This is a genomic window from Rickettsia endosymbiont of Orchestes rusci (assembly GCF_964030945.1).
Classification (GTDB): Bacteria; Pseudomonadota; Alphaproteobacteria; order Rickettsiales; family Rickettsiaceae; genus Rickettsia.
The window spans coordinates 274,552-291,963 of the sequence record NZ_CAXIQG010000004.1 but is presented as its reverse complement, the minus strand read 5'-3'; the positions used below and the strand labels follow the sequence as shown (position 1 = coordinate 291,963).

The window sequence follows — 17,412 nt, the reverse complement described above, 5'->3', positions numbered from 1 at the left end:
AAATGTAAAAAATGTAATAATAATGAATAAAAGTAAGTTAATTTTTTCTACCGGTATTGCCAATACCTTTGAGTGGTATGATTATTTTTTATTTGGACATTTTGCACCTATTATAGGAGTCAAATTTTTTCCGAATAATGATCCGAATGTTTCATTACTGCAAGCTTTCTTCGTATTTGCGGTAGGTTATTTAATGAGACCGGTCGGAGGGATATTTTTCGGCATTATCGGCGATAAATTCGGCAGAAAAATAGCCTTAACTAGTGCTATATTTTGTATGTCCGTCCCGACCGTATTAATCGGCATATTACCGACTTACCACACTATAGGTATTACGGCAACTATATTAATGTTCCTGGTGCGCATACTGCAGGGTCTTTCAATGGGCGGCGCGCTTACGGGTTCTATTTCCTTTGTTATTGAACATACGAATAAAAAACAACGAGGTTTTACCGGCAGTATTTCGATGTCTAGTATTTGTACGGGGTTATTACTCGGCTCTTTTGTTTCCTACCTCACTAAAAATGTTTTAACTACCGCTCAATTTGACAATTTCGGTTGGAGAATCCCGTTCTTGCTAGGCTTTTTTATCTTATTTGCCGGACTTTATATCCAAAAACATACTCCTGAAACTCCGGATTTTAAAAATCTCAAAAAACATCATAAAATTTTAAATTCTCCTCTAAAAAGAGTTATCGTTAAGCATTGGTTCGATATATTAATATCTATATTTATTAATGCGCCCGGGTCATTAATATTTTATCTTCATGCAATTTATTTGGTATCATTTTTAAAAATTAACCGCGGCTTTACGGAAAATGAAGTAAATAGCCTTGCTAGCATATGCTATATAATTATGATAGTTATAACTCTGCTTAGCGGCTATTTATCGGACTTAATAGGACGCAGACGAATTTTTGTCATAAATTTATTCATTATTATTGCAGCAACACCGTTTTTGATTAAAATATTTGAAACCGGCAGTTTTACCGAAGTAATTATTTCACAAATGATAATGGCGGTTTTAGCAGGTAGCTATATCGGACCGGAGACGGCCTTACAAGCAGAATTTTATCCAATAAATATCCGCAATACTGCGCTTTCCTTGTCTTATAACACGGCAACTAGTATTTTTGGCGGAACTGCTCCGCTTGTTGTAGAGTATTTAGTACAAAAAACAGGGCATGTAACTTCGGCGGTTTACTATATAATGTTATTAAGTATATTGGGACTAGTTGCATTATCTTTTTATAAAGATCGTTCAGAAATGGAAGAATTATAAAAATAAATGATTTTCAATTAATTTTTCCTTGACCTATATAATAATATATGGCAAAAGAGTTTTAATTGATGTTATTCTCGTGCGGTGTTGTTGGGGGATAAATTTAAAGCAGTTGGAATGTCATTCCCGTAACCTTTTATGTCATTCCCGCGCGGGCGCATGGCTCATAATTTACTGTATTATGGTTATTACAAGTATGGTGTCATACCGTGGCTTGACACCGCGGTACTTTTAAAAAATACCCGAAATATAGTAATTTTTGATCCACGCAACAAGACCGGCTCGCAATGACGCCTTTCTTAAATTTCAGCTGCCATAGCTCAGCGGTAGAGCACATCATTGGTAATGATGAGGTCGGGGGTTCAATCCCCCCTGGCAGCACCACAACAAATGCCTTACGAGAATACTTCCATCATCTTCATTAACACACGATAGTTTTTATCGTAATTGCATGTAGTTTTGTATTTAATATTTCTCTAAGAGCATTTTTCACTAATTTATGTTGGTTAATTAAAGTAAGCCCTTTAAACTTACTATCGGATATCTCAACTGCATAATGATCTTGATCCCCTACTAAGTCGGTAATTTTTATTATACTATCCGGAAAGGTTTCTCGAAGGACTTTTTCTAATTCTTCTATAGATATTGCCATTATTTTTTGCTTTTTTTAGTTAAGGTAAAATTTTATATCGAATTCTATTATAAAATCTTAAACATTTATTGATAAAATACGTTCTTAAGCATATAATTATTATCAACTAATTTAATTCTATATATTAATACCAATATGACAAAAGATACAGAAGAATTAAAAGAATTTATTCTTGCTTGTTTAGAAGAAAAGAAAGCCGATAACATTGATGTAATAGATTTAAGAGGCAGAAATAAATTAGCGGATTATATTATATTTGCCAGCGGTCGTTCTACTAAAAATGTCGGAGCAATAGCGGAATATGTAGCTTTAGAGCTAAAACAAAAAGCTAATATAAATACTAGTATTGAAGGCTTAGGCAAGTCAGAATGGGTATTAATAGATGCACGAACTATCTTAATTAATATTTTTTATCCGGAAGCACGAACACATTTTAAATTGGAAGAAATGTGGAAAGTTAAAACGTAACTAGCAGCGAGTAGGGATTGTGGCGTGAGTAAGGTGTCATGCCGTGGTCAAGCCAGCTTTGTTGCATGGCTCGAATTTTCGATGTCATTCTAGCTAAAGGCGGGAATCCAGACTTTTCTTTGTCATGCTGAACTTGTTTCAGCATCTATTAAAAGATATCCTAAAATAAATTCAGGATGACAGTAATTTTTCTGGATTCCCGCCTTTAGCTAGAATGACATATAGAGTGCAGGGAATGACATATTAACGCTTTTATCGAGCCATAACAACGCCTACTTGACTTTTCATTATTTAATCACAAACCGGTATTTATAAGGTATAAATGAACGAACATATTCTTATTAACGTTATAATTTTACTTGCTACCGCAGTTTTTGTCGTGGCGGTACTTAAACGTTTTAAGCTAAGTCCGGTGTTAGGCTATCTAATTGCCGGTGCGGCAATCGGTGATCACGGATTTAAAATAGTAACTTACGATCAGACCAGACTACTAGGCGAATTAGGGGTTGTTTTCTTGCTTTTTGCCATCGGTCTCGAACTATCTTTTGAGCGGTTAAAAGCCATGCGAAGATATGTGTTTGGTCTTGGGTCTTTGCAAGTTTTAACGACCGCTATAGTAATTGCCGGCGCGATGGTACTTATTGACGGGAATAGTAGCGCGGCAATTATTACCGGCGGCGGTCTTGCACTTTCTTCCACTGCTCTGGTTATGCAGGTAATTGAGGAAAATCGTAGTCAATCAACGCAAGTAGGAAGAATTTCTTTAGCAATTCTCTTACTGCAAGATTTAGCGGTAGTACCTTTACTTGTGATAGTACCGCTACTTACCGGTAATAACACGACTTCACTTGCTACAGCTCTAGGTATTGCCCTCTTAAAAGCTATTACTGCGCTATTAACTATATTTATAGCCGGTCGAGTGCTGTTACGCCCTTTATTTTCCTTGATTTCTTCAGAAAGCAATAGTGCTAACGAGTTGCCGATCGCCATGACTCTATTAATCGTATTATCTGCGGCTTGGGCTACCGAGATTTTTGGTTTGTCGTTAGCACTTGGGGCATTTGTAGCCGGTGTATTGGTTGCGGAAACCGAGTTTAGATTGCAGGCGGAAGAAAGTATTTATCCTTTCAAAAGTTTACTTTTAGGGCTATTTTTCATGACCGTCGGTATGAATATCGATGCATTAGAGATGTATAATAAAATATCTCATATTATTACTTTATCCATTGCATTAATCGCTATAAAAACTTTGATTATTACCGCTTTTTGTATTTTATTCGGTTTCAATAAAGGGGTAGCATTTTATTCGGGTTTGTTATTATCGCAAGGCGGTGAGTTTGCTTTTATTTTATTCAGTTTAGGTAAAGAAAACGGAATATTAGAAAAAAATACCGCAAATATACTGTTACTGGTCGTTACCTTTACTATGGCACTTACTCCTTTACTCGCGGCTTTAGGAAGAAAGCTCGCGGAAAAAATTGATAAGGGACTCGGTAAAACACCAACGCAAATAATTGAACTCGGAGCAAGAGATTTAACTAATCATATTATAATCGCGGGCCTCGGTAGCGTCGGTAAAATGGTAGCGAGAGTTTTAGAAGCCGAAGGAACGAGTTACGTAATATTAGACTTAAACGACGAGCGCATTAAAGAAGAAGCCTCCAACGGTTTCCCGGTATTTAAAGGCGACGTATCGCAAGCCGATACGTTAAAGGCAATCGGAACAGACAGAGCCTTAGCGATCATACTTACGATGAATAACCAAGTAACTATTAAGAAGTCATTAAAGACGATCTCAAATAATTTTACGGATATGCAGGTCGTCGTTAAGCTAAAAAATTTAAAGAATGCTAGAGAATTTTATGATCTCGGCGCAACGACTATCATTCCCGAAAGTTATGAGACCGGCTTACAATTGGGGGGAATGGTTTTAAAACTAATAGGTATTAGCGACCAAGAAATTAATCGCATTAAAGGGCAATTTAGATTAGGCAATTACATCGTTGCCAAAAGAGAAGATATATTAGCTGAAGCGGAAGAAAATGACTAGTATACTCAGGGTAACTTTTATTTTTATCAATGATTGTTGAGCAATGCTAAAAACTTTTATTTTATTAATTATCATAGCGTTATCGTTTACGGCTAAGGCAGAGAATAAAAAATTACCTATCCCTCGTTTCGCTTCAATAAAGTCTAATGAAGTGAATGCGAGGAGCGGACCGACGACAAAATCCTTAATAGAATGGATTTTTATTAAAAAAGGTGAACCGGTAGAAATCATTGCAGAATATGAGCAATGGCGGCAAGTTCGTGATATTAACGGCGAAGGCGGTTGGATACATTCTAGCGTTTTATCGGGAAAAAGATCGGTAATTATTATCGGCGATAAAGAAGCAGAGTTTACTAGAACTGCTAATCCTAATAGTAAAATTATTGCTAAATTAATGCCGAATGTGCGTTGCGCTCTTGATAAATGTAAAGAAGATTATTGCCGGATTCGCTGCAAAGATTATATCGGCTGGGTGTCTAAAAAAGTAATCTGGGGAGTTTATAAGGATGAAAAGAATTATTAGATAATTATAATACGTAGCAACATTGTTTGCGTAGATGGTAAAAGCGTCTTCGATGTCATGCAACAATGCCGGCTTGCTAACTAGGTCCGGAAAAGTAAGAACTAGATACCGTGGGAGGGGCCTCGGTATGACACAACGGCAAAAAAATATAAATATATGATTTCTATATTTAGTAAATTAAAGCAAAGTTTATCTAAAACTTCTAATAAAATATCAGAAGGCGTAGATAAAATTTTTTATAAAAAGAAGTTAGATAAGGAAACATTAGAAGAATTAGAGGAATTGCTAATTGCTTCAGATATAGGAGCTTTAGTCGCAACTAAGATTATTGAAGATTTGAAATCCATAAAATTCGATAAAGCAGTAGATAGCAGTGTTATTAAAGAAACTTTAGCAAAACTAATTCGGCAATTACTCCTAAAATCCGAAATTCCTTTTACTTTAAACGAAAATAAATTAAACGTAATTTTAGTTTGCGGAGTTAACGGTGCCGGCAAAACTACAACTATCGGTAAACTTGCTTCGATTTATCAAGCACAAGGGAAAAAAGTAGCTATTGCCGCTTGCGATACTTTTAGAGCCGCCGCCGTAAATCAGCTAAGTAACTGGGCAGCTAAAGCCAAGGCTTTATTAATTACCGGTACCGAGGCGGCAGATCCTGCAAGCGTTGCTTACCTTGCTATGCAAGAATCGATAAAGCAAAACATCGATATACTTTTTATCGATACGGCCGGTAGGCTACATAACAAAAAAAATCTTATGGATGAATTAACTAAGATTATCAAGGTTATTAAAAAAGTAGATGAGAACGCTCCCGCTCATAGTATTTTAGTGATAGATGCCGTTACCGGTCAAAATGTTTATAATCAAGTAGAGCAATTTAATAGCAGTGCTAATTTAACCGGTCTTATTGTTACTAAATTAGACGGCAGTGCTAAAGCCGGCGTAATTGTCGGTATAGTTCAAAAATTTTCTTTGCCTATATATTTTATCGGCATAGGTGAGCAAATAGACGATTTGAAGATATTTGATCATAATGATTTTGTAAATAGTTTAGTCGGGCGATAAGAGATATATAGCGGCTTTGTATATCAATAATGCCTCCCTTCGCATCTATGGGGCTTTTTTTGTTGCATGGCTCGAAAATTAATAAAAAACTCGTCATTGTGAGGAGGCAATTCAGGAAAAAATAGCAAAAAATGCTATGAAACTTATTATTTTCTAGATTGCCGCGCTCCGCACAAATGCTCGCAATGACGATTCTGGTAGCCATGCAACAACGCCGAATCTATGCGGGAATAACATAAAACAATGCCAAATCAACTAACCCAAAATGCATATTATAAAAAAATCATTACAAATTTCCTCTAAAAGCTATAAAAGGATTTTAGCGCAGCTTCAGGCAGGCGGCGGGAAAGCTCGGCTTATCGGCGGATGCGTGCGCGATGCATTGCTTAATAAAGCTAGTTACGATATTGACATAGCAACTAGCTTGTTGCCTAACGAGGTAATTAATATTTTATCAAAAGCAGGCATAAAAGTTATACCTACCGGTATAAAATTCGGTACTGTCACGGCTATTTTGAATAAGGAGAAATTTGAAATTACTACCCTTAGGAAAGATATTGATTGTAACGGACGGCATGCAAAAGTGCTTTTTACCGATAATTTTGCCGAAGATGCCGCAAGGCGAGATTTTACTATTAACGCCTTAAGCTACTGCCCCTTTGAAAATAAAATATATGATTATTTTAACGGTCTACTAGATTTGAAGTTAAAAAAAGTAATATTTATCGGTCAAGCAAGCCAAAGAATTAAAGAGGATTATTTAAGGATTTTACGCTTCTTCCGCTTTTCTAGTTATTACGCCGACCATATCGACAATGAAGGGCTAAAGGCTTGTGAGAATTTGCAGGATGGTTTAAAGATACTTTCGCGGGAAAGGATAAAAAGTGAAATGGATAAAGTAATAATATCAACGAATGCTAGCAAAGTTTTGGAAAGAATGTTTACTTGCGGGATATTACCGCTAATATTTTCCGTAAAATATTATGAATCAAAACTTTTTGAACAAGCTAATTTTTTTAAACTGCAATTATCTACGCGCTATGCATTTTTATTTTATAAATTAGAAAATTTAAAGTTTAATACACTAATAAGCTGGAAATATTCAAAACAAGAAACAACGGCGATATTATCGATAATTAATTTTATTAATTTATATCAGATAACTGAATTTGATATGAAGAAAATTTGGTTAGAAAATACGGATTACAAAGAATATTTATTTGCTGCCCACATAATAGATAAGTTAGATTTACCGCACATACAAAGATTTATTGATAAATATGATAAGTTACAGCGTCTTAATTTTCCGGTAACCGGTCATGATTTACTAAGAATGAATATAGAAAATAAAGAAATCGGCAAACAATTAGAGCATTTAAAAAATATTTGGCTAGAAAATGATTTTGCTCAAACTAAATTAGAGTTATTGGATATTTTAAAAAAATAAAAAGCGTCATTGCAAGGAGGTACAGCTAAATTCAGAAAGCTTCAGACAAGATAAATTTAAAGACGAGCCTGCGCAGCGTACTAGAGTACGTGAGCACAGGCGAATGTCGAAAAATTTGCTTGTATCAAGCTTTCTGAATGACGCTGTATTGCCTGCGTGGATACCGAAATCGTCATTGCGAGGAGGGACGAAGTCCCGACGCGGCAATCTAGAAAAAAATAGCAAAAAATGCTATGAAACTTATTATTATCTAGATTGCCGCGCTCCACACAAATGCAGCGTTGTTGCATGGATGGTTAAAAACGCTTAAAACTTGTCATACCGTGGCTTGACCCACTACTGTACGAACGTTTAAATAAAGAGGTAAAAATTCTGTCATTCCGTGGCTACGACCACGGAATCCAGCTTATAATATCATAAAAAGATTCTAAAATAAGTCTAATATGGCTTTATTTTCCTGGATGCCGTGATCAAGTCACGGCATGACACAGCCTTTTTTCAACGTTCGTACAGTAGTGGGCTTGACCACGGTATCCAGAAAAAATTAAAAAGCCTGACTGGATGCCGTGGTCAAGCCACGGCATGACATCGCGGTACTTTTAAAGAATACCCAAAATATAGCAATTTCCGATCCATGCAACAACGCCGGTCGAGCCATGGAGTGACACTGTACAGTAGTTTTAAAGAATACTAAAAATGCAACATTATGAAAATTAAAATTTTCTTTCTGATATTTTTCTTACTATTAAATTCCGTTAGCTACGGTGAAATACATAAACCTAAAATAGTTACGAGTATTATGCCTATTGCTAGCATTGTTGCGATGTTAGTTAAAGACGAAGCCGTTATAGATAGCTTAGCCGTAAATAGCGGTTGCCCTCACCATTATCATCTAAAACCTAGTGACCTTGCAAAAGTAAAAAATGCCGATATAGCTATTTATATAGATGAACAGTTTGATAGTTTTGCCGAGAAATTAATGCAAGGTCATAGCAAAAATATTATCAAAATTAGCGATATTAAATCTTTAAAAATCATTGAAGATAATAACGAACCGAACTGGCATATTTGGTTAGACCTTGAGAATGTTAAAATTTTGTTACAAGAATTATCGTTAGTATTAGCACAAAAACTACCTCACTTACGTGCAGATATTAATAAAAATCTTCATATAGCGTTAAAGCAGCTAGAAGATTTAAACAAAATGAAAAACCGTAAATTTGAAGGATTGCAAGACGTGATTTTACTAAGCGATAGCGCAGAATATTTTTTTATTAATACAAAAATTAAAACTCAGAAATTATATAGCGTAAATCAAAAAAGTTTAAAATATGTAAGTAAATTGGAAAAGTTATTAAGCAAATCTACTAATAAATGCTTAATTTTGGATACGCAGCAAGATGCAAGACTTTATAAAAAACTAAATGCTAATATAGTGACGTTGGAAAGCGAAAATTGGTCGATAGTCGATATTAATCACCGGATATTTTACAAGCAATATTTACAAATGATTAATCAATTTGAGCCATGCAACAACACTCCGCCTTTAGCTAGAATGACATACGGCACTTTTTTAGAGCCATGCAACAATGCCGGTTTGAGCCACGGCATAACAGCAAGGCATTTTTAAAACCTTATCCTTGTAATTGATAAATGAGCGGTAGGTTGAAATTAAGCCGATTCAGATAAAGATTCAGTTTGTTCTGTTTTACTTTCCAGTAAAAAGCTTTGGGATTCGGATTCAGACCTTGCAACAATTACTTTAACCCATGTACTAAGCTCAGCATGTAGCCTTACCTCAATCGCAAAAACTCCCGTAGATTTTATTTGCTTATCAAGTATTACGTTTAAGTGCGAGATAGGATGAGCTGTAATTTCAGTCAATTTTTCTGCAATTTCTTTGTTACTAACTGATCCAAAAAGCTTCCCGTCATCCGATGACTGTCTTATAAAAATTAATTTTTGATCTTTTATAAGATTATTAACTTTTTCTACTTCTTCTTTTATTGTCTTATCTTTTTTTTCAAGCTCATGTTTTTGTTGAACAATTAACTCTTTATTGAGTTCAGTAGCTCTAACTGCCAATTTTTGCGGTAGAAGATAATTACGACCGAATCCATCGGCTACTTTAAGAATTTCACCGATTCTTCCTAATTTTCTTACCGGCTTAATTAAAATAATTTCCATTTAATACCTTTCAGTTACCCTATAGTTGTTCTTCAGCTATCCTGAAGAGTTTGGATCGATATCATTCCCGCGGTTGCTCATGAGTGTCTAAGAGATCGTCATTGCGAGCAACTGCAGACGTTGTTTCATGGCTAATAATTTACCGTATTATGGTTATTATAAGTACGGTGTCATACCGAAACACTTTGCAAAAATTCGAGCCACGCAACAAGGCCCGCCTTTAGCTAGAATGACATCGAAAAACAGTATATTTAAATTTGAAATACAAAAGGTAATAATGCTAAAATTCTTGCGACTTTAATAGCATTTTTTAATTTTCTTTGTTTTTTTGCACAAACATTTGTGATTCTACTCGGTAACATTCTTCCACCTTCAGACAAAAATTTTACGAGTAAATCAGGGTTTTTATAATCAATACTCGGTGTGCCGGGAACAGAAAGAGGACACCCTTTACGTCTTCTAAAAAATACTTTTTTAGCAGGTTTTTCACCAATTTTTCGATTTCTTGTTTCTCCTAGGTTATTTCCTAACATTCTTTACCTTAAGTAATTCTATGATATTTTAAAACTAATCCTTACTAACCGTTACGTCAATCACCGGTTCATTTTCTACATTGTGATTTTTTAATATCGGTGAAGATTCACTACTAATTGATTCCACTTTAATAGTAAGGAATCTAATAATATTTTCGTTAAGTCGCATTTTTCTTTCTAATTCTTTTATTACTTCCGAACTAGTGTCTAAACCTAAAAAGATATAATGTCCTTTTTTGTTATTACCTATTTTATAGGCCAAAGTTCTTAAATCCCAATATTCGGTTTTAACAACGGTACCTTTATTATCTTTAACAATTTTAACAAAATCATCGGTAATTTTATCTATATCATTTAGCGATACATCTTGACGTACTATAAAAATTGATTCGTAAAAGCTCATAATATATAAGAATCTCCAGCAAGCAAACTTAAAAATAAAGATTATTTATAACAATTAAAACTATTTAATTCAAGTATTATCTTTAACTAAAATAATATTTCTTGATTTCTTTTTGTATAAAATTTGCTATAAAGCCTTTATAATTTGCTATAATAACTTAAAAATGCCTAAATAAAATTTTCAATAAGGCAATTTTTGAGTATAATTAACTATATTTAATGGAGATTACTTTAAGTGCTTGATAAATTACTGCCTCAAGTTTTAATCATCGAACATAAAGAAAATATCAATATTTCTTTATATAATATTATCGAGAGAGCAGGATTTGATATAATAAAAGCTAATACTCTAGAAAAAGCACTTTCTCTTGCTATTACACCGGCTATAATTATAATCGGTATGCAATTGCAGGAGGAGCCGGCGGCGGTAATAACCGCAATTAGAAAAGTCGATAAATTATTAAAAATACCGATAATTTTTCTATCCGCCTCAAAAGAATCAAATTTAAGTCAGACTGAAATGGATAATCTTATTTCATTTTTGCACAAGCCTTTCTCTTCAGATCAATTAATAAATACGATAAAAAATTTATTAAGGCGTTCTAAAACGATTTTGCAAGATAATGTTGTTAAATTTAAAAATATAAATATCGATCTAAATACCCAAAAACTTTATAAAAACAGTAAGATTGTTCGGCTCGGTCCTACGGAATTTAAAATTTTGCAACTTTTCCTACAATTTCCAACGACTATTTTTTCTCGTCAAAAAATGATAACATATTTATGGGAAGACGATAAAGATTTTAATCCACGTGTTATAGACGTCCATATAAACAGGATCAGAGAGGCACTAGGTGATATCGGCGAGGAAAAAAAATTTATAAAAACGGTACGTTTTGTCGGTTATGGTCTTAACCTGCAAAATAGCGATAGCGAAGAAATATAACTATGCGCTAGGGCAATTAATTTACTAAATAATATATTGAAATTAAGAATTCCTTTGTGTCATGCCGATAAATATGTTAATATAACTTGATAAAAGAAACTTATTACTAAACTAATTTAGGTTGAGTTATGCTAAGTAAAATCAATAAGCCTGCGTTATTTGCTTTAATTTTTTACCCTCTTTTACTTATATTACTTTTGATAAAATACTGGACTAATTACGGAATAGGGTGGACTGAAATTACTTTAACGGTTAGTAGTTATTATATTTACAACATTACGGTAGGAGTCGGTTTACATCGATTATGGTCACATAACGCCTTTAAAATAAATAAATTTGTAGAGTTTATTTTAGTCATGCTGTCGGCAGGAACGCTGCAAGGACCGGCTTTATCGTGGGCATCAAATCATTACAAACATCATACTTATACCGATAAAGCTCAAGATCCTCATAGTCCTTCAAAATTTGATAGTAAGTTAATGGGGTTTTTATGGTCTCATCTCGGTTGGATGCTTATCGGAGAAGGTAGCTACAAATCTATTGATCGCATAACATGGGTAAAGCACGGTAGAAATAAACTATTAAAATGGCAATTAAAATATTATTGGCAAATAGCTGTTTTTATGAATGTTATTGTGCCTTTATTTATCGGTTACTTAATCGGCGGAACGCTTGCATCAGCCTATATGGCGTTTCTATTTATCGGGATAGGTAGAGCTTTGCAACAGCAAGCAACTTTCTGCGTTAATTCTTTATGCCATTTTGCCGGTAGTAAGAAATACTATAAAGGAACAGCCGGAGATGTTTGGTGGATGGCTTTATTCTTATTAGGAGAGAATTGGCATAATTACCATCATGCTTTTCCATCGGATTATCGTAACGGCGTAAAATGGTACCATTTTGACGTTCATAAGTGGATAATATACTTAATGAGTAAAGTAGGTTTAGTATGGGAGCTAGATCGTACGGCAAAAGTAAGAATACAGGCAAAAATGCAAGAAACTTTTAGCTATCTTGCCGACGGACGTAAGCAGCAGCTAAATTTAATGCAAAATAAAGTAGATCAATTAATAGAAAATCTTTGTTTAAAAATTAAAGAACTTGAAGAGTCTTCTATCTCAATTAAAGAGCAATTTAAAAAATCTTTTATTGAACTTCAAGATTCTCTTAAAAATTTAGCGGAGCAGCTACATTCATCAATTCAAGTGACCGAAAAATCTTCGGAAAAATTATTGAAAATGGTGAATAGAAAAATTAGTAGCACGGAGCAAGCTATTTATAAATTATGTAATAAGTTAAATTCTATGCAGGTTTCTAATTAATTTAAAAAACTTAACTCCTGATTGTTACCTTCAAATATTTTCTGGATTCCCGCTTTTAGCTAGAATGACATCAAAAATTCGAGCCATGCAACAACGCCTCTACGCGTATGGGTATCAACTTAAGCGATAAAAATCCATAAAGTCCGTCATTGCGAGGAGGGACGTAGTCCCGACGTGGCAATCCAGGCTATCCCGAATTACATTCGGGATTTAATTAGAATACTAAACAACTTTAGTATAAAAATATGTTTAACTAGATTGCCACGTCGGCACTTTGTGCCTCCTCGCAATGACGATTCCGGTAGCCATGCAACAAAGCCTTCAGTCGCTCGCAATGATGGACTTTATAGACCTTTATCGCTTAAGTTGACACTCATACACCTACGCAGGAATGACCATAAACCACAACTCTTCCCAACTATACCTTTCAATAAATATATTATAATAATTTATAATTGACGTTTTTTTGTAGACATACTTAAATAAAATATTACTATAAGTTTAACTATAGCTAATAAAGATAAATATGGCAGAAGTTAAAAAAAATCCGGAAGAAGTTAAAAAATTCGCTGACCAAATAAAAGAAGCTTTAGTAGGTATTAGCGATGAATATGAACTTGAATCCGAAGAAGCGGAAAAAATCTTTGAAGAACTTAGCGGGAATGAGCAATTTGAGCAAGATATCGAACAGATACTAGCACTTTTAAATGAACAAACTATGGATTTAACTAAATTACAATCACAAATTATTTTATTGATTCGTAAGTATTTTGGCGGGATGAAAAATTTCAACTTTAAAATTAATGAGAAAGTTATTAATAAAAATGTTGCCGATGTAAGTAATTATTTAATGCAACAACATTCTAAGCTTGTCAAGGATGCTACCAAAGGACTTGCTAATCCAAAAGATAAACTGCAAGGCATTAGCAAGGAATCTAGAATAAATTTAAAACGGTTGATGAAAAGTTTCGCTGTTTATCAAATTTATATGTTTATGAATCCCAAAAGAATAGCAGGCGAAACAAAAAAAATGAACTTTGCTTATAATATGATAAAGGGAGGAATGGATTTAGCTAAAAAATATGAAGGCGGTAAACCGCGTGATATAAAAACATATTCCCCCAAGCTGATTAAAAAACTTGAGCAAACTCATATCGGCTTTAGTAAAAAAGGCGGAAGATCGATTTTTTAAGCTAAGAATTAGCAATATTGAAACTATCGGGTTATTTACTTAAAACGGCATTTTAAAGCCGGGCGGCAAATTTAAGCCGTCTAAAGCGCCTGATAAAGAATTCTGAGAATCCTGATCACATTTTTGCTTTGCATCATTAATAGCAACCTTGATTAAATCCTCTAAAATTTCTTTTTCTTCTTCCTTTAATAAAGATGCATCTATTGAAACTTTTTCAATTTCCCCGCGCCCTGTTGCAACTATTTCTACAAGCCCGCCGCCTGCTTTACCGGTATATTTAGTATTTGCCATCTGCTCTTGAGCTTCCTGCATTTTCTTTTGCATTACTTGAGCTTGTTTAAAAAACTGATTAATATTTACCATAATTTTACCCTTTAATTTTTAAGCAATATATCCGAAATTATTGCACTTGGAAAATGTTTTTTAATTAATTCTAAGTCTTTACTTGCTTCTATTTTGTTAGTTAATTGACTTTTTAAATTTTGAATTTCTAACTGTTTAGTAACTAGCACCTCAAATTGTTCGTTGCTCCAACTAAATAGCAATTCGCTAATTTGTTGTTTTACTTTGCTAGTAATATTAGGACCGACGATTCTTAGTTTATTATTAGCAAAACTTTTTATTTCAACTTCATTTAATAATAAATAATAAATTTCCATTTCATTACTTTGATGGAGATATTTAAGGAAATCTATAATTTTATAATCTTCTTTAATCTGAAGTACCTGGTGAGTATTAACAGGGGTGCTAACACTTGCTAGCTCCTCCATAGACGGCAGAGATTGGGAATAAATAGATTTTATTACTAGCATCTCCGTTTCAGTTAATTGATTATAGGAAATTTTAACCTCCTGAATAGCTTTGCTATATATCTGCCAAAGAACCGATAAACGCGAGAAACTAATTTTAGCTAAAATATCTTTAATTTCGCTAAAAGATTCATATATCGGCAAACTATAATTAGGTAACATTTTTATCTTATTAAGATAAGCTATAAAATCCGCTACCGATTCAATAAAAATTTCAAGATTAGCGGAAGACATATAGAGTTTATCCACTAAGGTAATGGCGCTTGTTACGTCTCTATTAATTATGTAATTAAAAAATTCTATGATAACGGCAATATCGACTAACCCAAGTATTCGGTTAATCATTTGGCAAGTGATTAAACTGTCCGACTTTGCCGACATACCGGCAGCTTGATCTAAAATAGAAACCGCATCTCTTGCTGACCCATCGGATTTGGCGGCAATTATTTTTAAAGCTGCAGGCTCTACTTTTAAACCTTCCTTATCTGCAATAAAGGTAAGTAAATTGAAAATTTCCTCAAATGTTAGCCTTCTTAAATCATATCTTTGGCATCTTGAAATAATAGTAGAAGGAATTTTTTGTACTTCGGTGGTCGCAAAAATAAATATTATATGAGGCGGCGGCTCCTCTAAAGTTTTAAGTAGTGCGTTAAAAGCACCTTTAGAAAGCATATGCACTTCATCGATAATGAAGATTTTATATTGCGAGAGCAAAGGTTTATATTCAGCCGATTCTATTATTTTACGTATATCCTCAACGCTAGTGCGGCTTGCGGCATCAATCTCGATTATATCAGGATGGTTATGGTTATTAAAGCTGATGCAATTAGAACATAGCTCACATGTTCTAATATTTACGCCTTCGGTAATTAAGTCGGTGCAGTTAACGGTTTTGGCAATAATACGTGCCGAGCTAGTTTTACCGACTCCTCGAATACCTGTTAAAAGATAACCTTGAGCAAGCCGATTACTAAGAATAGTATGGCTTAAAATTTTTACTAATACTTCTTGCCCTTGCAGCTCAAAGAAGTTGCTAGGACGATATTTTCTAGCAAAAGGAATATATTGAACGGATGATTTCACAGTTAAAACTTTTTGGTATTGCGTACGCAACTTCATTGTGCGGATTACCCAAACGTCATTGCAAAGCCACGAAGTGGTTGCGGCAAGACCTTGTTGCATGGCTCTAAAAAAGTGCCGTATGTCATTCCCGCGAAAGCGGGAATCTAGAAAAATTATAGTCATCCTGAATTTATTTCAGGATCTATTAATGAGATGCTGAAACAAGTTCAGCATGACAAGACTGGATTCCCGCGAAAGCGGGAATGACATCAAAAATTATGAGCCATGCAACAAAGCCTATCCCACGCGGGAATGACATCCCGACCAATTCTTGAAAGGCGAGCAGTATACTACTAGCAGTGACCCACTAAATCTTACTTTGGCTGCTTTCTTCCGAACCTGACCACCTGAATAAAACCAATGCCCACCGCTAGCATAAATAACATAACTTGTTTGTTTTAAAGAAACAAGTATTAACTAACAACAGCATATTTTTTTTCTATCGCAGATTTATCTAATCGCTCCGGCGGACCGAATATTTCAGGGCTTCTTAGCTTAAATAAATCATCGACAAATTTTTGTACTTTAACGATTTTATTGAATGTAATAGTAATAATATTGCCGTCTTCAAATATTTTCATCATTTGCAGCTGTTTCGTAGACTTATTAAAAGTGATCTCGCTACGACGTTCCGTTAAACTATGATAAATGGTAATTTTAAAAATATTGTCTTTATCTATTGCCGATTTAAAAGTGAAATGCTTGTCAAACCCTTCTTTATCTTCTAACAAAAAATTAAATATATTTTCAGTCGTCTTAACTCGGCTTACTTGTTGCATATCATAATCATATACCGATACGTAATTTTTATTGCCGATAATAACAAGTGGAAAAGGTGGATAATAATTACAATGAAATTTATGAGGCTTATTTATTAATAATTTCCCGTCGGCTTTATTGCCGTGCGAATCTTCTTGAGTAAAATCTATGGCTACGGATTTTATTTCGCGTAAATATGTTTTAAATTGTGAAATAGCTTCGTTATTTACGGCACTTGCGGTAGATATATTCACCAAGAAACAAAGAATAATTAAAGAAAATAGTTTTTTCATTTTGATATTTAGGTGTTTTATTTTACAATGTAAAGAAATGCTTTAAAGTGCCGGCTTCCCGCCGCAGCGGCGGCATGGCTACCGGAATCGTCATTGCGAGGAGGGACGTAGTCCCGACGCGGCAATCCGGTATAAACATATTTTTATACTAAACTTGTTTAGTATTCTAATTAAATCCCGAATGTAATTCTGGATAGCCTGGATTGCCGCAGCCACTTCGTGGCTTCGCAATGACGGGTTTTTTATTAATTTTAGAGCCAAGCAGCAACGCCCGCCGCCGCTAGGAAGGACATAAATCTCAATTTCCTAGGTTAGCCTAGTATACACAATACCAATATATAATTCAAACTTAAATAT

At 34.3% G+C, this 17,412-nt stretch carries 25 protein-coding genes, 1 tRNA gene and 1 other RNA gene; 15 read left to right on the top strand and 12 right to left on the bottom strand.

All coding sequences use genetic code 11. From position 1 onward, the window contains the following. Window positions 1-22 precede the first annotated feature (22 nt). From AAHM91_RS05020 to AAHM91_RS05010, 3 genes are all read left to right on the top strand, one after another. Window positions 23-1,282: an MFS transporter gene (locus AAHM91_RS05020; protein ID WP_342270090.1), complete on the top strand. Its 1,260-nt coding sequence runs from the start codon at window positions 23-25 to the stop codon at window positions 1,280-1,282. 138 nt (window positions 1,283-1,420) lie between these two features. Continuing rightward, a complete protein-coding gene (locus tag AAHM91_RS05015) occupies window positions 1,421-1,573 on the top strand; it encodes a hypothetical protein (RefSeq protein WP_342270089.1) in 153 nt (50 codons plus the stop codon). 18 nt (window positions 1,574-1,591) lie between these two features. After that, window positions 1,592-1,666: transfer RNA gene (locus AAHM91_RS05010), tRNA-Thr, on the top strand. A gap of 37 nt (window positions 1,667-1,703) precedes the next feature. On the opposite strand, the gene AAHM91_RS05005 is transcribed toward AAHM91_RS05010, so the two are convergent. Further along, window positions 1,704-1,934 (bottom strand): BolA/IbaG family iron-sulfur metabolism protein, encoded by a 231-nt coding sequence (locus tag AAHM91_RS05005; RefSeq protein ID WP_253308301.1) that lies wholly within the window; start codon window positions 1,932-1,934, stop codon window positions 1,704-1,706. A 135-nt stretch (window positions 1,935-2,069) separates the two neighbouring features. Between AAHM91_RS05005 and rsfS the strand changes: the two genes are divergently transcribed. Further along, window positions 2,070-2,402 (top strand): ribosome silencing factor, encoded by a 333-nt coding sequence (gene rsfS / locus AAHM91_RS05000; protein ID WP_341793376.1) that lies wholly within the window; start codon window positions 2,070-2,072, stop codon window positions 2,400-2,402. Here rsfS and AAHM91_RS04995 read toward each other — a convergent pair. Continuing rightward, the gene (locus AAHM91_RS04995) at window positions 2,392-2,547 is read right to left on the bottom strand and encodes a hypothetical protein (protein WP_342270088.1); all 156 of its coding nucleotides are present in this window, start codon (window positions 2,545-2,547) and stop codon (window positions 2,392-2,394) included. The two genes, rsfS and AAHM91_RS04995, sit on opposite strands and share 11 nt — an antisense overlap. A gap of 177 nt (window positions 2,548-2,724) precedes the next feature. Between AAHM91_RS04995 and AAHM91_RS04990 the strand changes: the two genes are divergently transcribed. From AAHM91_RS04990 to ftsY, 4 genes are read left to right on the top strand one after another with little or no spacing between them, the layout of a single operon-like run. Continuing rightward, on the top strand, window positions 2,725-4,452 hold the full coding sequence (locus AAHM91_RS04990; protein WP_253308299.1) for a cation:proton antiporter domain-containing protein: 1,728 nt from the start codon (window positions 2,725-2,727) through the stop codon (window positions 4,450-4,452). A 43-nt stretch (window positions 4,453-4,495) separates the two neighbouring features. After that, a complete protein-coding gene (locus tag AAHM91_RS04985) occupies window positions 4,496-4,975 on the top strand; it encodes an SH3 domain-containing protein (protein ID WP_342270087.1) in 480 nt (159 codons plus the stop codon). 34 nt (window positions 4,976-5,009) lie between these two features. Then, window positions 5,010-5,135 carry a hypothetical protein gene (locus tag AAHM91_RS04980; RefSeq protein WP_341793377.1) on the top strand — a complete coding sequence of 42 codons (126 nt, stop codon included), beginning with the start codon at window positions 5,010-5,012 and terminating at the stop codon, window positions 5,133-5,135. Continuing rightward, complete coding sequence (gene ftsY, locus AAHM91_RS04975; RefSeq protein WP_342270086.1) at window positions 5,132-6,043, top strand: signal recognition particle-docking protein FtsY; 912 nt, start codon at window positions 5,132-5,134, stop codon at window positions 6,041-6,043. Before AAHM91_RS04980 ends, ftsY begins: the two co-directional genes overlap by 4 nt. Here the strand turns inward: ftsY and AAHM91_RS04970 are convergent. Continuing rightward, window positions 5,964-6,248, bottom strand: a complete 285-nt coding sequence (locus tag AAHM91_RS04970) for a hypothetical protein (protein WP_342270085.1) — start codon at window positions 6,246-6,248, stop codon at window positions 5,964-5,966. The genes ftsY and AAHM91_RS04970 overlap by 80 nt on opposite strands. A gap of 60 nt (window positions 6,249-6,308) precedes the next feature. Between AAHM91_RS04970 and AAHM91_RS04965 the strand changes: the two genes are divergently transcribed. Continuing rightward, window positions 6,309-7,490 carry a CCA tRNA nucleotidyltransferase gene (locus AAHM91_RS04965; RefSeq protein ID WP_342270084.1) on the top strand — a complete coding sequence of 394 codons (1,182 nt, stop codon included), beginning with the start codon at window positions 6,309-6,311 and terminating at the stop codon, window positions 7,488-7,490. A gap of 80 nt (window positions 7,491-7,570) precedes the next feature. Here AAHM91_RS04965 and AAHM91_RS10950 read toward each other — a convergent pair whose 3' ends face one another. Further along, window positions 7,571-7,780, bottom strand: coding sequence for a hypothetical protein (locus AAHM91_RS10950; protein ID WP_410526159.1), 210 nt, complete (start codon window positions 7,778-7,780; stop codon window positions 7,571-7,573). Window positions 7,781-8,196: 416 nt separating this feature from the next. Here AAHM91_RS10950 and AAHM91_RS04955 point away from each other — a divergent pair, with 416 nt between their 5' ends. Continuing rightward, window positions 8,197-9,120, top strand: coding sequence for a metal ABC transporter substrate-binding protein (locus AAHM91_RS04955; protein WP_342270083.1), 924 nt, complete (start codon window positions 8,197-8,199; stop codon window positions 9,118-9,120). 41 nt (window positions 9,121-9,161) lie between these two features. Here AAHM91_RS04955 and rplI read toward each other — a convergent pair whose 3' ends face one another. Beyond that, window positions 9,162-9,677 carry a 50S ribosomal protein L9 gene (rplI, locus tag AAHM91_RS04950; RefSeq protein ID WP_342270082.1) on the bottom strand — a complete coding sequence of 172 codons (516 nt, stop codon included), beginning with the start codon at window positions 9,675-9,677 and terminating at the stop codon, window positions 9,162-9,164. Between the two features lie 127 nt (window positions 9,678-9,804). On the opposite strand from rplI, the gene AAHM91_RS04945 reads away from it, so the two are divergent. Beyond that, window positions 9,805-9,978, top strand: a complete 174-nt coding sequence (locus tag AAHM91_RS04945) for a hypothetical protein (RefSeq protein ID WP_342270081.1) — start codon at window positions 9,805-9,807, stop codon at window positions 9,976-9,978. Here the strand turns inward: AAHM91_RS04945 and rpsR are convergent. Both rpsR and rpsF read right to left on the bottom strand, forming a co-directional pair. Then, on the bottom strand, window positions 9,929-10,210 hold the full coding sequence (gene rpsR / locus AAHM91_RS04940) for a 30S ribosomal protein S18 (protein WP_253308293.1): 282 nt from the start codon (window positions 10,208-10,210) through the stop codon (window positions 9,929-9,931). The two genes, AAHM91_RS04945 and rpsR, sit on opposite strands and share 50 nt — an antisense overlap. A 34-nt stretch (window positions 10,211-10,244) precedes the next feature. Continuing rightward, the gene (rpsF, locus tag AAHM91_RS04935) at window positions 10,245-10,613 is read right to left on the bottom strand and encodes a 30S ribosomal protein S6 (protein ID WP_342270080.1); all 369 of its coding nucleotides are present in this window, start codon (window positions 10,611-10,613) and stop codon (window positions 10,245-10,247) included. Window positions 10,614-10,847: 234 nt separating this feature from the next. Between rpsF and AAHM91_RS04930 the strand changes: the two genes are divergently transcribed. The 4 genes from AAHM91_RS04930 (at window position 10,848) to AAHM91_RS04915 (ending at window position 14,072) form a co-directional block, all read left to right on the top strand. Continuing rightward, on the top strand, window positions 10,848-11,558 hold the full coding sequence (locus tag AAHM91_RS04930) for a response regulator transcription factor (protein ID WP_342270079.1): 711 nt from the start codon (window positions 10,848-10,850) through the stop codon (window positions 11,556-11,558). Window positions 11,559-11,686: 128 nt separating this feature from the next. Then, window positions 11,687-12,880, top strand: a complete 1,194-nt coding sequence (locus AAHM91_RS04925) for an acyl-CoA desaturase (protein ID WP_342270078.1) — start codon at window positions 11,687-11,689, stop codon at window positions 12,878-12,880. Between the two features lie 174 nt (window positions 12,881-13,054). After that, complete coding sequence (locus tag AAHM91_RS04920; RefSeq protein ID WP_342270077.1) at window positions 13,055-13,339, top strand: hypothetical protein; 285 nt, start codon at window positions 13,055-13,057, stop codon at window positions 13,337-13,339. Window positions 13,340-13,406: 67 nt separating this feature from the next. After that, window positions 13,407-14,072 (top strand): DUF5394 family protein, encoded by a 666-nt coding sequence (locus AAHM91_RS04915; RefSeq protein ID WP_253308289.1) that lies wholly within the window; start codon window positions 13,407-13,409, stop codon window positions 14,070-14,072. Window positions 14,073-14,111: 39 nt separating this feature from the next. Here AAHM91_RS04915 and AAHM91_RS04910 read toward each other — a convergent pair whose 3' ends face one another. The 5 genes from AAHM91_RS04910 to AAHM91_RS04890 form a co-directional block, all read right to left on the bottom strand. Beyond that, a complete protein-coding gene (locus tag AAHM91_RS04910) occupies window positions 14,112-14,435 on the bottom strand; it encodes a YbaB/EbfC family nucleoid-associated protein (protein ID WP_341793389.1) in 324 nt (107 codons plus the stop codon). 11 nt (window positions 14,436-14,446) lie between these two features. After that, window positions 14,447-16,000: a DNA polymerase III subunit gamma/tau gene (gene dnaX / locus AAHM91_RS04905; protein WP_341794206.1), complete on the bottom strand. Its 1,554-nt coding sequence runs from the start codon at window positions 15,998-16,000 to the stop codon at window positions 14,447-14,449. Between the two features lie 284 nt (window positions 16,001-16,284). After that, window positions 16,285-16,383, bottom strand: an RNA gene (gene ffs / locus AAHM91_RS04900) — signal recognition particle sRNA small type. A gap of 33 nt (window positions 16,384-16,416) precedes the next feature. Continuing rightward, window positions 16,417-17,055 carry an outer membrane lipoprotein carrier protein LolA gene (locus tag AAHM91_RS04895; RefSeq protein WP_342270076.1) on the bottom strand — a complete coding sequence of 213 codons (639 nt, stop codon included), beginning with the start codon at window positions 17,053-17,055 and terminating at the stop codon, window positions 16,417-16,419. A 90-nt stretch (window positions 17,056-17,145) separates the two neighbouring features. Next, window positions 17,146-17,316, bottom strand: a complete 171-nt coding sequence (locus tag AAHM91_RS04890) for a hypothetical protein (protein ID WP_342270075.1) — start codon at window positions 17,314-17,316, stop codon at window positions 17,146-17,148. Window positions 17,317-17,412 lie beyond the last annotated feature (96 nt).

Coding starts and splice junctions, on each gene's coding strand:
- AAHM91_RS04980 (WP_341793377.1), top strand. CDS start 5,010: ATGGTAAAAGCGTCTTCGATGTCATGCAACAATGCCGGCTTGCTAACT.
- AAHM91_RS04895 (WP_342270076.1), bottom strand. CDS start 17,055: ATGAAAAAACTATTTTCTTTAATTATTCTTTGTTTCTTGGTGAATATA.
- rsfS (WP_341793376.1), top strand. CDS start 2,070: ATGACAAAAGATACAGAAGAATTAAAAGAATTTATTCTTGCTTGTTTA.
- rplI (WP_342270082.1), bottom strand. CDS start 9,677: ATGGAAATTATTTTAATTAAGCCGGTAAGAAAATTAGGAAGAATCGGT.
- AAHM91_RS04965 (WP_342270084.1), top strand. CDS start 6,309: ATGCATATTATAAAAAAATCATTACAAATTTCCTCTAAAAGCTATAAA.
- AAHM91_RS04945 (WP_342270081.1), top strand. CDS start 9,805: ATGGCTAATAATTTACCGTATTATGGTTATTATAAGTACGGTGTCATA.
- ftsY (WP_342270086.1), top strand. CDS start 5,132: ATGATTTCTATATTTAGTAAATTAAAGCAAAGTTTATCTAAAACTTCT.
- AAHM91_RS04910 (WP_341793389.1), bottom strand. CDS start 14,435: ATGGTAAATATTAATCAGTTTTTTAAACAAGCTCAAGTAATGCAAAAG.
- AAHM91_RS10950 (WP_410526159.1), bottom strand. CDS start 7,780: ATGCAACAACGCTGCATTTGTGTGGAGCGCGGCAATCTAGATAATAAT.
- rpsR (WP_253308293.1), bottom strand. CDS start 10,210: ATGTTAGGAAATAACCTAGGAGAAACAAGAAATCGAAAAATTGGTGAA.
- AAHM91_RS04970 (WP_342270085.1), bottom strand. CDS start 6,248: ATGGCTACCAGAATCGTCATTGCGAGCATTTGTGCGGAGCGCGGCAAT.
- AAHM91_RS05005 (WP_253308301.1), bottom strand. CDS start 1,934: ATGGCAATATCTATAGAAGAATTAGAAAAAGTCCTTCGAGAAACCTTT.
- AAHM91_RS04955 (WP_342270083.1), top strand. CDS start 8,197: ATGAAAATTAAAATTTTCTTTCTGATATTTTTCTTACTATTAAATTCC.
- rpsF (WP_342270080.1), bottom strand. CDS start 10,613: ATGAGCTTTTACGAATCAATTTTTATAGTACGTCAAGATGTATCGCTA.
- AAHM91_RS04995 (WP_342270088.1), bottom strand. CDS start 2,547: ATGCTGAAACAAGTTCAGCATGACAAAGAAAAGTCTGGATTCCCGCCT.
- AAHM91_RS04915 (WP_253308289.1), top strand. CDS start 13,407: ATGGCAGAAGTTAAAAAAAATCCGGAAGAAGTTAAAAAATTCGCTGAC.
- AAHM91_RS04985 (WP_342270087.1), top strand. CDS start 4,496: ATGCTAAAAACTTTTATTTTATTAATTATCATAGCGTTATCGTTTACG.
- AAHM91_RS04925 (WP_342270078.1), top strand. CDS start 11,687: ATGCTAAGTAAAATCAATAAGCCTGCGTTATTTGCTTTAATTTTTTAC.
- AAHM91_RS05020 (WP_342270090.1), top strand. CDS start 23: ATGAATAAAAGTAAGTTAATTTTTTCTACCGGTATTGCCAATACCTTT.
- AAHM91_RS04990 (WP_253308299.1), top strand. CDS start 2,725: ATGAACGAACATATTCTTATTAACGTTATAATTTTACTTGCTACCGCA.
- AAHM91_RS05015 (WP_342270089.1), top strand. CDS start 1,421: ATGTCATTCCCGCGCGGGCGCATGGCTCATAATTTACTGTATTATGGT.
- dnaX (WP_341794206.1), bottom strand. CDS start 16,000: ATGAAGTTGCGTACGCAATACCAAAAAGTTTTAACTGTGAAATCATCC.